12 protein-coding genes are annotated in these 14,585 nt (G+C 68.9%); 10 read left to right on the top strand and 2 right to left on the bottom strand.

Annotated features, from left to right (window positions below):
• Positions 1 to 82: 82 nt before the first annotated feature.
• The 8 genes from petA to ASG52_RS24650 all read left to right on the top strand — a co-directional run bounded on the left by petA (position 83) and on the right by ASG52_RS24650 (position 8,277).
• Positions 83 to 631, top strand: a complete 549-nt coding sequence (petA, locus tag ASG52_RS24685) for a ubiquinol-cytochrome c reductase iron-sulfur subunit (RefSeq protein ID WP_056249297.1) — start codon at positions 83 to 85, stop codon at positions 629 to 631.
• Positions 632 to 664: 33 nt separating this feature from the next.
• The gene (locus ASG52_RS24680; RefSeq protein ID WP_056249296.1) at positions 665 to 1,957 is read left to right on the top strand and encodes a cytochrome b; all 1,293 of its coding nucleotides are present in this window, start codon (positions 665 to 667) and stop codon (positions 1,955 to 1,957) included.
• Between the two features lie 21 nt (positions 1,958 to 1,978).
• Complete coding sequence (locus tag ASG52_RS24675; protein ID WP_056249293.1) at positions 1,979 to 2,872, top strand: cytochrome c1; 894 nt, start codon at positions 1,979 to 1,981, stop codon at positions 2,870 to 2,872.
• Between the two features lie 365 nt (positions 2,873 to 3,237).
• Positions 3,238 to 4,113 (top strand): S-methyl-5'-thioadenosine phosphorylase, encoded by an 876-nt coding sequence (locus ASG52_RS24670; protein WP_056249290.1) that lies wholly within the window; start codon positions 3,238 to 3,240, stop codon positions 4,111 to 4,113.
• Between the two features lie 530 nt (positions 4,114 to 4,643).
• The gene (locus tag ASG52_RS24665; protein ID WP_056249287.1) at positions 4,644 to 5,795 is read left to right on the top strand and encodes a transglycosylase SLT domain-containing protein; all 1,152 of its coding nucleotides are present in this window, start codon (positions 4,644 to 4,646) and stop codon (positions 5,793 to 5,795) included.
• 202 nt (positions 5,796 to 5,997) lie between these two features.
• Positions 5,998 to 6,531, top strand: coding sequence for a response regulator (locus tag ASG52_RS24660; RefSeq protein WP_056249283.1), 534 nt, complete (start codon positions 5,998 to 6,000; stop codon positions 6,529 to 6,531).
• Positions 6,532 to 6,665: 134 nt separating this feature from the next.
• Positions 6,666 to 7,472 carry a transglutaminase-like domain-containing protein gene (locus ASG52_RS24655; protein WP_056249279.1) on the top strand — a complete coding sequence of 269 codons (807 nt, stop codon included), beginning with the start codon at positions 6,666 to 6,668 and terminating at the stop codon, positions 7,470 to 7,472.
• 139 nt (positions 7,473 to 7,611) lie between these two features.
• Entirely contained in the window at positions 7,612 to 8,277 is a 666-nt protein-coding gene (locus ASG52_RS24650; protein WP_056249276.1) for a L,D-transpeptidase, read from the top strand.
• A 195-nt stretch (positions 8,278 to 8,472) separates the two neighbouring features.
• Here the strand turns inward: ASG52_RS24650 and ASG52_RS24645 are convergent, their stop codons facing one another.
• On the bottom strand, positions 8,473 to 8,793 hold the full coding sequence (locus tag ASG52_RS24645) for a hypothetical protein (protein ID WP_056249275.1): 321 nt from the start codon (positions 8,791 to 8,793) through the stop codon (positions 8,473 to 8,475).
• Between the two features lie 188 nt (positions 8,794 to 8,981).
• On the bottom strand, positions 8,982 to 9,467 hold the full coding sequence (locus ASG52_RS24640) for a phasin (RefSeq protein ID WP_056249272.1): 486 nt from the start codon (positions 9,465 to 9,467) through the stop codon (positions 8,982 to 8,984).
• A gap of 305 nt (positions 9,468 to 9,772) precedes the next feature.
• Between ASG52_RS24640 and ASG52_RS24635 the strand changes: the two genes are divergently transcribed.
• On the top strand, positions 9,773 to 12,280 hold the full coding sequence (locus ASG52_RS24635; RefSeq protein ID WP_353612505.1) for a sensor histidine kinase: 2,508 nt from the start codon (positions 9,773 to 9,775) through the stop codon (positions 12,278 to 12,280).
• Positions 12,281 to 12,529: 249 nt separating this feature from the next.
• Positions 12,530 to 14,482 (top strand): acetate--CoA ligase, encoded by a 1,953-nt coding sequence (gene acs, locus ASG52_RS24630; protein ID WP_056249266.1) that lies wholly within the window; start codon positions 12,530 to 12,532, stop codon positions 14,480 to 14,482.
• Positions 14,483 to 14,585 lie beyond the last annotated feature (103 nt).

Genomic DNA, 14,585 nt, shown 5'->3' with positions numbered 1-14,585 from the left:
CCTCCAGAGTCGGGCCCGGCGGTCTCGCACCGCAACCCGGCATGAAAGGCTTCGGCGCAGCGACTGACGGGAGAGTTGCACCTTGGCGGACGAAGGACCTCAGGGCACCAAGCGCGACTTCCTGTTTCTCGCGACCGGTGCAGGATTGGCCGTCGGTGTCGGCGCGGTGGCGTGGCCCTTCGTGGCCTCCATGGCGCCCGATGCCGCCACCGTCGCGGCGGGCGCGCCGCTCGACGTCGATCTGACCCCGATCCAGGACGGCCAGATCGTCAATGTGTTCTGGCGCGGCAAGCTCATCTTCGTGCGCAAGCTCACGGAGAAGGAGGTCACGGACATGAAGGCCGTGCCCCTCAACCAGATGATCGACCCGGCGCCCTTCGCCGACCGGGTAAAGGCCGGCCACGACCGGTGGCTCGTGGCCTACGGCAACTGCACCCATCTCGGCTGCGTGCCGATCGGCCATTCGGGCAACTTCGAGGGCTGGGCCTGCCCCTGCCACGGCTCGCAGTTCGACGCCGTCGGCCGCGTGCGCCGCGGCCCCGCGCCGACCAACCTGCCCCTGCCGCCCTACGTCTTCGCGAGCGACACCAAGCTCACGATCGGCGAAGAGGGCGGCAAGGCCGTCGCGTAAATCCAGGACACGAGAAGCCGGAGCGGGCATCCGATGAGCAGCGCACACGCGACCTCGACCTACGTCCCGAAGAGCCGCGCCGCGAAGTGGTTCGAGTCCCGCCTGCCGCTGGTCGGCCTGGTGCACTCGTCCTTCGTGGCCTTCCCGGTCCCTCGGAACCTGAACTACTTCTATACCTTCGGCGCGATTCTGATCGCGTTCCTCGGCATCCAGATCGTCACCGGCGTGTGGCTGGCGATGCATTACGATCCGAGCGCGGCGAACGCCTTCGAGAGCGTCGAGCACATCATGCGCGACGTGAACTACGGCTGGCTGCTGCGCTACGCGCACGCCAACGGCGCGTCGATGTTCTTCGTGGCGGTCTACGTCCACATCTTCCGCAACCTCTATTACGGGTCGTACAAGGCCCCGCGTGAGGTGCTCTACCTGCTCGGCGTCATCATCTACCTGCTGATGATGGCCACCGCGTTCCTTGGCTACACCCTGCCGTGGGGCCAGATGAGCTTCTGGGGCGCCACCGTCATCACCAACATCCTGGCGGCGATCCCGGTCGTCGGCGACACGATCCAGAGCCTGCTCTGGGGCGGCTATTCGGTCGGCAACCCGACGGTCAACCGCTTCTTCTCGCTGCACTTCCTGCTGCCGTGGATGATCGCGGGCGTCGTCGTCCTGCACGTCTGGGCGCTGCACGTGACGGGCCAGAACAACCCGGCCGGCATCCCGATCAAGTCGAGCAAGGATGCGGTGCCCTTCACCCCCTACGCGACCATCAAGGACGTGTTCGCCGTCGTGGTGTTCATGATCCTGTTCGCGTGGTTCATTTTCTACCAGCCGAACTACCTCGGCCACGCCGACAACTACGTCCCGGCCAACCCGTCGGTGACCCCGGCCCACATCGTGCCCGAATGGTACTTCCTGCCGTTCTACGCGATCCTGCGGGCCGTGCCGGACAAGCTCGGCGGCGTGATCCTGATGTTCGGCGCGGTGCTGATCCTCGCCTTCGCCCCCTGGCTCGACACCTCGCGGGTCCGCTCCTGCAACTACCGTCCGGTCTACCGGGTGTTCTTCTGGGTGTTCACCGCCAACGCCATCATCCTCGGCTGGCTCGGCGCCAAGCCGCCGGAAGGCGGTTACGTGATCGCCTCGCAGATCTGCACCGCCTACTACTTCGCCCACTTCCTGATCGTGATGCCGCTGGTCGGCCTGTTCGAAACGCCGGACCGCCTGCCGGGCTCGATCCTCGAGACCGTCACCGGACCGGGCAAGCAGGTGAGCGGATCGGGCATGCCCGCGGGCGCCGCCGCCGAACCGGCCAAGCGCGGCTGAGCACCCTTGAGGAGACACGGTATGCGCATCGCCCTCCTCGCCGCCGCGGGCCTTCTCGCGGCGGCCCTCGGCTCCACCGGCGCCTACGCCGACGACGGCCACGCCCCGAACCCGCCCCGCGAGAAGTGGAGCTTCGCCGGCATGTTCGGCCGGTTCGATCAGGCGCAGCTCCAGCGCGGCTTCCAAGTCTACAAGGAAGTCTGCGCCAACTGCCACGCGATGAAGCTCGTCGCCTTCCGCAACCTCTCCGAAGAGGGCGGCCCCGGCTTTAGCGCAGCGCAGGTCAAGGCTTTGGCCGAGACCTACAGCGTCAAGGAACTGGACGATTCGGGCTCCGAGAAAGAGCGTCCGGCCCGGCCCGCCGACCGCTTCCCGCCGCCCTTCCCGAACGACAAGGCGGCGGCTGCCGCCAACGGCGGCAAGGCGCCGCCGGACTTCTCGGTGCTGGCCAAGGCCCGCACCTACGAGCGCGGCTTCCCGTGGTTCGTGTTCGATGCGCTGCCCTTCACCAGCTACTCGGAGCAGGGCGTCGATTACATCCACGCGCTCCTGACCGGCTACGAGGACGCCCCGAAGGGCTTCGAGATGCCAGGCAGCGGCTACTACAACAAGTACTATCCTGGCCACGTCATCGCGATGCCGAACCCGCTGAGCGAGGGCCAGATCACCTATCCGAAGGACGACAAGGGCCAGCCCGTCGTGCCGGAGACGGTGGAGCAGTACTCGCACGACGTCGCGGCCTTCATGGCCTGGGCGGCCGAGCCGCACATGATGGCCCGCAAGGCGCTGGGCCTGCGCGTGATCCTGTTCCTGATCGTGCTGGCCGGGCTGCTCTATTACGTGAAGAAGCAGGTCTGGAAGAAGGTCGGCGGCGAGGTCCACGGCCTCCAGCCGGAACTGCACAAGACCTACTGACGGGCCCGCCTGCCAACCTTCTAATCTCGCGAACGGGCCCTTTGCGGGCCCGTTTGCTTGAGGACGGTCCCGCGGATAAGAATGCCCACGAAGATGTCGGCCGGCCGCCGAAAGGGCGGTGGGGCCGGCGCTTCGCACGGGATATGGGACGGCCCCGTACGCAGGAGCGTGCGTGCGACCGCCCGACCCGCCTTCGCCGTCCGGGACGGCATCGGGCCATGAGGTCCACTCAAAAAGTATCGGGGCGGCCCCCGCACCGAACAGGCGTCACGACAAGACGACATCGTGGGCGGAGACGCGCGCAGAACGCGACCGCCCGGCTGCGCGGAGCAGCAACGCAACACAGCACAAGGGATAAGAACCGCATGACGGCAGCGATTCTCGGCGTGATCGGCGGCTCGGGCGTCTACGACCTGCCCGGCCTGGAGGATGTCCGCGAGGAGGCGATCACATCCCCTTGGGGCGAACCGTCCGACGCGCTGCGCATCGGCCGCATCGGCGAGACCACGGTGGTGTTCCTGGCCCGCCACGGGCGCGGCCACCGGCTCTCGCCCTCGGGCATCAACTACCGCGCCAACATCGACGCGATGAAGCGCGCGGGCGTGACCGACATCGTCTCGCTCTCGGCCTGCGGCTCATTCCGCAACGAGTTGCATCCCGGCCTGTTCGTGCTGGTCGACCAGTTCATCGACCGCACGGTCGCCCGCGAGACCTCGTTCTTCGGCAATGGCTGCGTCGCGCACGTGCCCTTCGCCCATCCGGTCGGCCCGTTGCTGCAGAAGCGCATCGCCGCGGCCGCGGAGGCCGAGGGCATCACGGTGCACAAGGGCGGCACCTATGTCTGCATGGAGGGGCCGCAATTCTCGTCGCTGGCCGAATCGAAGTCCTACAAGGCCGCCAATTACGACGTCATCGGCATGACCAACCTGCCCGAGGCGAAGCTCGCGCGTGAGGCAGAGATCACCTACGCGACCATCGCCATGGTGACCGACTTCGATTGCTGGCACCCCAACCACGACAGCGTCGACGTCGCCTCGGTGATCGCGGTGGCCCGCGCCAACGCCGCCCGCGCGGCCCAGCTCGTCGCCCGCGTCGCCCGCGACTTCCCCGCGGAGCGCGAGGACTGCCCGGCGGGCTCGCACCGGGCGCTCGATGGCGCCATCATGACGGCACCGTCGCACCGCGACCCGGAACTGGTGGCCAAGCTCGACGCCGTGGCCGGCCGCGTGCTCGGCGGCTGACGACCTCGTTCGTCTGCCCTCGACCGGCCCCGCGCATCCCCTCTCCCCGCCGTGCGGGGAGAGGGCTTCGGCGACCTTGTCGTCGCCGAAGCGAGGCGGCAGCCGAGGTGTGAGGGGGCGGTTCAGGATGAGCCCCTTCCGTAGAGTCCCCCTCACCGCCGCTTCGCTTCCTGCATGGACGACAAGGTCCATGCAGGCCTCTCCCCGCGTGCGGGGAGAGGGGAGAGCGGCTGACCCCGAAGCGATCACTTTGTGATGACGGCCTCACCAAAGTCGGCGTCCGTCCTCTTCACTCCGTGTCGCGCCAGACACGCCCAAGCGCCGATTTCACGCCGCCCCGCCGCGTGATCGATCCAGAACCCTGTGGACGATGACGGGGAAAATCGGTCAAACGGCTGAGCTTGCCCGCAAATCGCCCCGCCCTGCCATGGGGATGCCACAACCTCGGCCGTGTTTGCGCCACAAGCGGAGGCGTAACTGTTGCTCACACGCCGCTGACGGCACCGACCCCAGGACAGGTGACGAGACAGATGCAGGGCCGCACGATCGGATCGCCGCGTACCACCCGTGACGCCCGCAAGGATGCCCGCAAGCCCGGGCGCACGTCCTCCGACGTCATCTCCGTTGCCGCCCGTCCGGGCCGCGAGCATGGCAGCCGCCCGGCGCTCCTGCGCTCGGTTCTCTCGATGACGCTGCTGGCCGGGGGCCTCAGCGCAATCCTGCTTAACGCCGGCACCGATCTCGGCCGGGCCGAGGCTTCGACCAAGGCCGCCGAGCTGGCGATGCCCAAGCCCCGCGTCCAGGTGGTCCTGCAGTCGGTCTCGGCCGAGGCGCCGATCCCCTCGGTGGTCGCGGCCTCGTCGAGCTTCCGCGCGGTGGACGGCCTCGACACCGACCTGACGGCGGGCACGGTGGATCGGGTCTCCTACGACTTCCTGCTGTCGCAGACCTCCACCGGCGACCCGAACGACATCCTCGAATTCGGGCCGATGCGGATTCGCCGCCATATCGTCCAGACGATCATCAAGGCGGCGCAGGCCGTCGAGACCGACCCGGTGCTGCTGATGGCGGTGGCCGACAAGGAATCGAGCTTCATTACCGCGGTCCAGGCCAAGACCTCCTCGGCGACCGGCCTGTACCAGTTCATCGAGCGCACGTGGCTCGGCGTAATCCGCGATTTCGGCCCGAAATACGGCTATGCCCAGGACGCCGCCCTGGTGGTGCCGGACGGCAACGACCGGCCGAGCGTGCAGGATCAGTCGGAGCGCGCCCGCATCCTCGACATGCGCCGCGATCCCTTCCTCTCCGCCCTGATGGCCGGCGAGATGCTCAAGCGCGACGCCGCCCGCATCGCTCTCAAGATCGGCCGCGAGCTGACGCTCGGCGAGGTCTACCTCGCCCACTTCCTCGGGGCGGACGACGCCGAGAACTTCCTGTCGCAGGTGGTCGACAAGCCGACCGCCGCCGCCGCGAACTTGCTGCCCGGCCCGGCGCGCGCCAACCGCTCGATCTTCTTCGCCGGCACCACCGGCCGCGGGCGCCACCGCAAGCCCGCGAGCCTCTCGGTGGCGCAAGTCCACCAGAAGTTCGAGGCGATGATGAGCACCCGCGGCGACCGCTACCGCGATGTCCGCAGCGTCGCCGGCCTGCTCCTCACCGCCGACGCCGAGACGGTCCAGTAAAGCTTACGCGGGCTCCGCGGCGGCCGGCCGCGCGACTTTCGAAATTCATCCTTCGACGCAACTGATAAGCGTCCGCCCGCTTTGTTGTGGGGTGCGGCCCCTTTTCGGCCGCCCCGCACGAGAGGAGGGGTTTTCAGCTTTGAAGGGTCCGTTTCGTGATCAGTCGTATACAAGCCGGATCGAAGATCCGCTCCTGCCGGGCATGAAGCTCGACCAGATCGGTCAGGCGCTGGCCTCCTGCTACGACAGCCTCGTGGCGGAGGGTTTGCCCGACGAGTTGGCTGCCCTGGTGCGCCGGGTCGATCGCGCCGAGCGCGAGGCCCGCGCCAAGGGGCAAGACAAGCAGCCCGCGCCCGGCTCCCGCATCGCCCTCGTGGTCGAGGACGAAGACGAGACGCGCGAGCTCGCCGAGAGCGTGCTGGACGAGACCGATCTGCACGTGGTCAGCTGCGCCAGCGCAGAGCAGGCGCTCAGCTACCTGCAGGAACACGGCGGCGAGGTGGCGCTGGTCTTCGCCGACATCCGGCTCGCCGGCGACATGGACGGGGTGCAACTCGCCCGCGCCATCGCTACGCTCTGGCCCTGCACCCGGCTCGTCGTCACCTCCGGCGTCGATCCCGAACCCGGCGAGGCCCTGCCCGAGGGCGCCGTGTTCATCCCCAAGCCCTGGCGCGCATTCGACGTGCTAGCGGAGGCCGAGCGCGCCAGCCGCGACCGGGTGCCGCCGGTCGCCTAGAGCATCGGCCCGAACGGTGGAAAACGGCTCGTCACAAAAAGCCGTTGCGACACAAGAATCGAGGCATCGGGCGCGCCTCTTGCAGGTTCTCCCCCGGCCGCCCCGAGCCGGGCGGCAGGAGGTGGACCGACCCCATGCAGATCCGGACGGGCTTCGACATCACCTTCGAGTCGGTTCAACCGACGCCGATGATCCTGATGCTCAATCTCCATCCGTCGCGGGTGCCCGACCTCGTGACGCCGGAGACGATCACCTTCGATCCGCCGGTGCCCGTGCAGCGCTACACCGACGGCTTCGACAACGTCTGTACCCGCATCCTCGCGCCCGCCGGGCGCCTGACCATCGCGGCCGATTTCATCGTCGCCGATTCCGGCTTGCCCGATCCGATGGTGCCGACCGCCACCCAGGCGGAGGTGCAGCACCTGCCCGACGACGTCCTCGTCTTCCTGATGGGCAGCCGCTACTGCGACACCGACAAGCTGTCGGCCACCGCCTGGGAGCTGTTCGGGCAGACGCCGCCGGGCTGGTCGCGGGTTCAGGCGATCGTCGATTACGTCCACGCCCGCATCCGCTTCGACTACATGCAGGCCGACGCCACCCGCACGGCCTTCGACGGCTATAGCCAACAAGTCGGCGTCTGCCGCGACTTCGCGCATCTCGCTGTCGCGCTCTGCCGCTGCATGAACATTCCGGCCCGCTACTGCACCGGCTATCTCGGCGACATCGGCGTACTGCCGGTGCCGGACCCGATGGATTTCTCAGCGTGGTTCGAGGCTTATCTCGACGGGCGCTGGTACACGTTCGACGCCCGCCACAACCGGCCGCGCATCGGTCGCATCGTCATGGCGCGGGGGCGCGACGCGACCGACTGCGCGCTCACCACGAATTTCGGTTTTCAGCAGCTTGTGAACTTCGGGGTCCACACCACCGAACTCGGCTGAACCCTGCTGCGGCACTTATTGTCAAGCTCGAGTGTCCCGCCGCACACCCGCCCTGTGCAAAATCTGCGATTCGGCTGGAACCCGAAAGCCACAGTCACGCTTTAAATGGCAAAGGTTACTGCACAGGTAGGCCATCCCCATGAAGACCTTGGCATCTGTCTTCGCCGGCGCTGTCGGCATGTGTGTTCTTGCGGTCGGCGCGGCTCATGCCTCGCCCTACGACCCCTTCGGCTCCGACAGCGACGAGACCTACGCCGAGCAGTCCCAGGGCGGCTGGCCGGTCTACGATCCCTACGGCAGCCAGCGCGGCTCGGCCGCCCAGGGTAGTTACGCTTACGGCTCGGCCGAGGCTCAGGCCCAGGTCGCCCGCATCCCGCGCGAGGTCGTGGCCTTTGAGGGACGCTACGCGCCGGGCACCGTCGTGGTCTCCACCGCCGAGCGCCGCCTCTACCTCGTGATGGGCAACGGACAGGCTCTGCGCTACGGCGTCGGCGTCGGCCGTCCGGGCTTCACTTGGAGCGGCATCAACAAGATCACCGCCAAGCGCGAGTGGCCGAGCTGGACCCCGCCCGCCGCAATGATCGCCCGCCGCCCCGACCTGCCGCGCTACATGGCCGGCGGCGTCGAGAACCCGCTCGGCGCGCGTGCGATGTATATCGGCACCTCGGAATACCGCATCCACGGCTCGAACGAGCCGGACACGATCGGTCAGGCGGTGTCGTCGGGCTGCATCCGTATGACGAACGAAGATGTCACCGACCTGTATTCGCGGGTCAAGGTCGGCGCCACGGTGATCGTGAACTGATCGGCTAGCCATCGCTCGCAACCGAGCGATGGTGCCGTATGGCCGGGCGCGAAGAGCGCCCCGCACAGCAGGCCTCGGCTTTGGCCGAGGCCGTCTAGCGGAGTGAGAAGCCTAAGGTCGCGGACGCGACCGCCAGCGCTTGAGGCCAACGGAAAGGAGCCGCGTCGGAGGATCCTCCGGCGCGGCTCCTTTCGTTCAGGGAGAGACGCGGCCGACCGCCGTCTGCGGGCCGTTCAGGAACGAGATCGGCATGTCGCAGAAGCAGCGCGCACCGAGTGGGCGCGGGCCCGGCAGCGGGCAGGAATAGGGCTGGTTGCCCGAGATGCCGCTCTGCACCGCGTCGCAGTTCAAGCCCATCGGCCGGGGCGGCGGGCGGCCGTAATCCGGCTCGCGGTAGATGCGGCGCGGCGGGGGGCGGTCGTAGCCGTCGTCGTCATACTGCGCGTGGGCGGGGGCGAGGCTGCCGGCCGCGACGAAAGCCAGGGCGACGAGGCCGAGGCGACGGACGGGACGCATGGTCGGTACTCCGATGGGCGCGCCGCGACGTTCGAGCCGCTGACGCATCGCTGAGGCCGACCTGTCTGGCGCTCCCCGGCGGCGAAAAAGCGGCGGGGCGCTTCCCCAACGAAAAACGGCCCGCGCCGGGGGCGCGGGCCGTGAATGACAGTCGGAGGCTCGAAAGCCCCCGACCATCATACAAGAAATCACTGGTGGTTGTTGGTGGCCTTCTGAACGTCGGACGCGTTCTCGCGGGCGGTCTCGACGCCCTGCTCGTAGGCGGCGCGGGCCTCGTTGGCGCCCTGTTGCATCGCGCTCTTGGCGTTCTCGGCGCTCTGCTGGAACGCGCTCTGGGCGAGACCGCCGAACTCCTTGGCCTGGGCCTGGATCGCGGCGAACTGCGAGCGGACGTACTCGGCCTGATGCTGCATCGCCTCCTGCACGTCGCGCGAGCGAACGAGCTTCTGGGCGAGGTCGAAGGCCGCGTTCACGTTCTGCTCGGCGAACTCGAAGCCGCGGGTCGAGAGGCTGGAGGCGTTGGTGCGGGCCAGATCGGTCGAGCCCTGCACGGTATCGGCGGTGCGGCGGGCGGCGCCGAGGAACGAATCGAACGCCTTGCGGGCTTGCTCGACGCTCTTCTCGGCGAAGTCGCGCATCTCGTTCGGGATTTCGTAGTTCGGGGTGTTGGCCATGGGGTGCTCCTCTCTTTGGGTGATTCGACGCTTTCGCGCGTTGTGCAGTGCAACATAGCGCAGGGGTGGCACTTTTTCCAGCCCCAAGGCGTCCGATTAGGGTTACCAGTTGATAAACGTGTGTCGGCGGGCTTCGGTGTCTATGTCCGATGCGTGTTAAGTTGCACAAGCGATCGTAAGTGCGTCCGAGGGAGGATCGTCCGCTCGGGGCTCGCTGCGCTGCCGCGACGCCAACGCGATGTCCGGCTCGTCCGGGCTCTTGAAGTGAGGCATTCTTGATCAGGGTTCGGATGTCGGACCGTGCCGTGACCGTTTCCGACCCACAGGGCCAAGCGGTGCTCCGCCGGGCGCTCGCGCGCTGGCGCGACGATGCCGCGACCGCACACCTCGCCCGCGAGGGCGCCGCGCTGCTGGTGCTCGACGGAACGGCGGACCGCCTCCTGCACGCCGCCGGGGCCGCAGCCGCTTATGGCGGGGGCGTGGCCGGGCCCGATGGCCGCGTGATGCCGGCCTTACGCCTCTCCGAGCAGGTCCGCCGCGCCGGCCCGGTGGGCGAGCGCCCGCGCATGGTGCGCCTGCGCCTCGATCCCCGCGGCGTCGCCCCGCCGGTCGTGGTCCTGCTCGCGCGCGCCGGCCTCGACGAGGAGCGCGAGGCGCTGCTGCTCGCCCCGCTCGGCCCCCTTCCTACCCTGCGGCCGTCCGAAGTTTTTTCTGAGCCGGTCGAGGATGCGCCCGAGGCGGACGCTCGCGACGCGGCTCAGGACGATGTCGCGGCACCTGCCGCGGAAACGGCGCAGGAACCGGCCGAAGCCGAAGAAACAATCGTGCCGGAGCCCCCGGCCCGCTTCGTCTGGCGCAGCGACGGCGAGGGCGTGCTCACACATGTCTCGGCCACCCATCCCGATCTCGCCGCGGTGATCGCGGGCCGGGCCTGGGCCGACCTCGCCGCCGACGGGATCGTCGAGGGCGCCGCCCTCGATGCGCTGCTGCGCGAGAAGCCGGAGACGTTTCGCGCCCTCCCGCTCGTCGTGCGGGGCCGCGCCTTCGAGCACGCCATCGACGTCTCCGGCGCGCCGATGGGACGCCCCAGGCATGAGGGCGCGGGCTTGAGCGGCTTCGCGCTCCTCAAGGAGCGCCATCCGCGGCCCGAAGAGGACGAGATCGCGCCCGCGGACGCCGACCCGCCGGAGGCCGACTCGCTCTCGGTCAACGAGCACGCCGCCTTCCGCGAGGTTGCCCGCCTGCTGGGCTTACGCTTCGCCCCCGACGACGCAGGCGAAGAGGTTGCGGGCGCCGAGCGGGTCGAGGGTGCCTCAGGCGCCTCGGTGACGCCCTTCCCCACCCCGCCGGCCCGCACGGCGGAGGCCGAGGCCCGCACCCGCGCGGCGCTCGCCGAGTTGCTGGAGCGCCTGCCGGTCGGCGTGCTGGTCTACCGCGCCGACGAGGTGTTGTTCGCCAGCCAGAACTTCCTCGCGCTCACCGGCCATCCCGATCAGGCGAGCCTGCGTGCTGCCGGTCTCGCCCAGCTGTTCCGCGGCCTCGCGCCGGATGCCCGCGGCGGGTCGGCGCCGGTGCCGTTTGGGAAGGCCGATGGCGGCACCGTCGCGCTCGCGCTCGATCACGCCCGGCTCGACTGGGACGGCGCGCCCGCCGACCTCTGCCTCGTCCGGGCCGCCGAACCGCAGGCCGCCCCGCCTGCGGCCCCGCCCAACGACGCACGTTTGCGGGCGGAACAGGTGCTCGACAGCCTGGAGGAAGGCGTCGTCACCCTCGACGCGGACGGCCGCGTCGTCGGCCTCAACCCGAGCGCGGCCGAACTCGTCCACGCCCACCCGAAGGAAGTGGTCGGCGGGCGCTTCGCCGACCTGTTCGCCCCCGAGAGCCTGCCGGCTCTGGAGGCCGCCGTCACCGATTCCCAGCGCTCCGGCGCGAGCGAGCTCTTGGGCGTCACCGCCCGCTCGGGTGCCGCGGCGCTCCGGCTTCGCATCGCCCGCCTGTTCGGCGAGGACGCGCCCGGCTACTGCGCGAGCTTGCGGGAAATCCGGGAGGACGCCCCGCCCCCCGCCCTGCCGCCGGCCACGATCCCGCCCCTGCCGCCAACACCCGTCGAGGATGGCGAGGCGGCCGGCGCTTGGAAGGCACGGGCTCTCGCCCGCGTCGGGCGCGAGATCAGGCCGCCGCTCACCGCAATCCTCTCGCTCACCGACATGATGCTGTCGGACCGGTTCGACCGGGCCGACGCCGAGCGGCTGGAGGCTTACTTGCGCGAGGTGCGCCTGTCGGGCGGGCGCATCGCCGCGATCCTCGACGACCTGCGCGACCTCGCAGCGCTCCAAGAGGGCGGCACCCTCACCTTCACAAAGGTCGGCCTCAACGATCTCGTCTCCGGCTGCATCGGCACGATGCAGGCCCAGGCCGCCCGCGACCGCATCGTCGTGCGCACCAGCCTCGGGCCTGACCTGCCGCCTTTCCTCGCCGATGAGCGCTCGATCCGGCAGGCGGCTTTGTCCGTCATCGGCAACGCCATCCGGGTCACGGAAGCGGGCGGGCAGGTCATCGTCTCGACCACGCTCGCCGACCGCGGCGAGGTGGCGCTGCGGGTGCGCGACACCGGCCCCGGCCTATCGCCCGAGGCGGTGGCGAGCGCCCTCGAACCGTTCCGCGACGGCGCCGACCCGGCGGGGGAGGCCGAGGGCGCCGGATTCGGCCTGACCCTGACCAAGGCGCTGGTCGAAGCCAACCGCGGACGCTTCCGCATCGGCAGCCGCAAGGACGAGGGCACCCTGGTCGAGATGATTTTTCCCGCCGCCTGATTCGCGGGCCCTGGCTGCGGGCGCCCCGCGATCTAGCTGAGAAACAAGCGTTTCGTGCCGCGGGGGGCATCGGAGAGCGCGATTGAGTCGTGCATAAGAGAATTTTGTGCAATTCAGTTGCGCAAAATTCCTATACTCGACTTTTTGGTGCTTGCCGGCCCTCTTCACATGCGCTTAAGAACTTTTCCGGAAGCCCCGGCTGCGTGCACCGGCACGATACGATCGGGCACCGTTCAGGGAAGAAACGACATGAGCGAGAAGGTCATCGACGTTCAGGACGCGTGGCGTGAGCGTGCTCTGATCGACGACGCCAAGTACCAAGAGATGTACGCGGCGTCGGTCTCGGATCCCGAGACGTTCTGGGCCGAGCACGGCAAGCGGATCGACTGGTCGACGCCCTTCACCAAGGTCAAGGACACCAGCTTCGAGCCCGGCAACATCTCGATCAAGTGGTTCGAGGACGGCAAGACCAACGTCGCCGTCAACTGCATCGACCGCCACCTGGAGACCCGCGGCGACCAGACCGCGATCATCTGGGAAGGCGACGACCCGAACGAGTCCAAGCACATCACCTACCGCGAGCTGCACGCGGAAGTCGGCCGGATGGCCAACGTCCTGCGCAACCGCGGCGTCGGCAAGGGCGACCGCGTCACGCTCTACCTGCCGATGATCCCCGAGGCCGCCTACGCCATGCTGGCCTGCGCCCGGCTCGGCGCCATCCACGCCATCGTCTTCGGCGGCTTCTCGCCGGATTCGCTGGCGAGCCGCATCAACGGCTGCGGCTCCAAGGTCGTCATCACGGCGGACGAAGGCCTGCGCGGCGGGCGCAAGGTGCCGCTCAAGGCGAACGTGGACGAGGCGATCAAGCGCGTCGAGAAGGATCTCGTCGAGCACGTCATCGTCGTAAAGCGCACCGGCGGCGACGTGGCGATGGAGCCCGGCCGCGACGTCTACTACCACGAGGCCGCCGAGCAGGTGACCGACGATTGCCCGGCCGAGGCCGTCGAGGCCGAGCACCCGCTGTTCATCCTCTACACCTCGGGCTCCACGGGCCAGCCGAAGGGCGTGGTGCACACCACCGGCGGCTACCTCGTCTACGCCTCGATGACCCACCAGTACGTGTTCGATTACCACGACGGCGACGTCTACTGGTGCACGGCGGACGTGGGCTGGGTCACCGGCCACAGCTACATCGTCTACGGGCCGCTCGCGAACGGCGCGACCACGCTGATGTTCGAGGGCATCCCGACCTACCCGTCGAACTCCCGCTTCTGGGAGGTGATCGACAAGCACAAGGTCAACATCTTCTACACCGCGCCGACCGCGATCCGCTCGCTCATGGGCGGCGGCGAGGGCCCGGTGAAGAAGACGTCGCGCCAATCCCTGCGCGTGCTGGGCTCGGTCGGCGAGCCGATCAACCCGGAGGCCTGGGACTGGTACTACAACGTGGTGGGCGACAAGCGCTGCTCCATCGTCGACACGTGGTGGCAGACCGAGACCGGCGGCATCCTCATCACGCCGCTGCCCGGCGCGACCAAGCTCAAGCCCGGCTCGGCCACCCGTCCGTTCTTCGGCGTGCAGCCGGTGATGGTCGATGCCGAGGGCAAGGAACTGGAGGGCAAGTGCGAGGGTAACCTCTGCATCAAGGATTCGTGGCCCGGCCAGATGCGCACCGTCTACGGCGACCACGAGCGTTTCGAGCAGACCTACTTCTCGACCTACAAGAACCTCTACTTCACCGGCGATGGCGCGCGGCGCGACGACGACGGCTATTACTGGATCACCGGCCGCGTCGACGACGTCATCAACGTGTCGGGCCACCGGATGGGCACGGCCGAGGTCGAGTCCTCGCTCGTCGCCCACCCGAAGGTGTCGGAGGCCGCGGTGGTCGGCTACCCGCACAACGTCAAGGGCCAGGGCATCTACGCCTACGTCACCCTCAACGAGGGCCTGGAGGGCGACGACGGCCTGCGCAAGGAACTCGTCACCTGGGTCCGCAAGGATATCGGCCCGATCGCCTCGCCCGACCTGATACAGTTCGCGCCGGGCCTGCCCAAGACCCGCTCGGGCAAGATCATGCGCCGCATCCTGCGCAAGATCGCGGAGGACGATTTCGGCTCGCTCGGCGACACCTCGACGCTGGCCGAGCCCGCCGTGGTCGACGACCTCATCGAGAACCGCCAGAACCGCGGCAAGGCGTGAGCCCCTCTCCTCCCCCTCGCGGGGAGGAGCCGGAGGTTGCGCTCGGGTAGAAGGCACCGCGGTGCCTCATGCCGCCCCCCTACCCCCTCCCCGCAAGGGGAGG

It is taken from the genome of Methylobacterium sp. Leaf456 (genome assembly GCF_001425465.1).
Lineage (GTDB): Bacteria > Pseudomonadota > Alphaproteobacteria > Rhizobiales > Beijerinckiaceae > Methylobacterium.
This window is presented reverse-complemented; position numbering and strand designations above follow the sequence as displayed.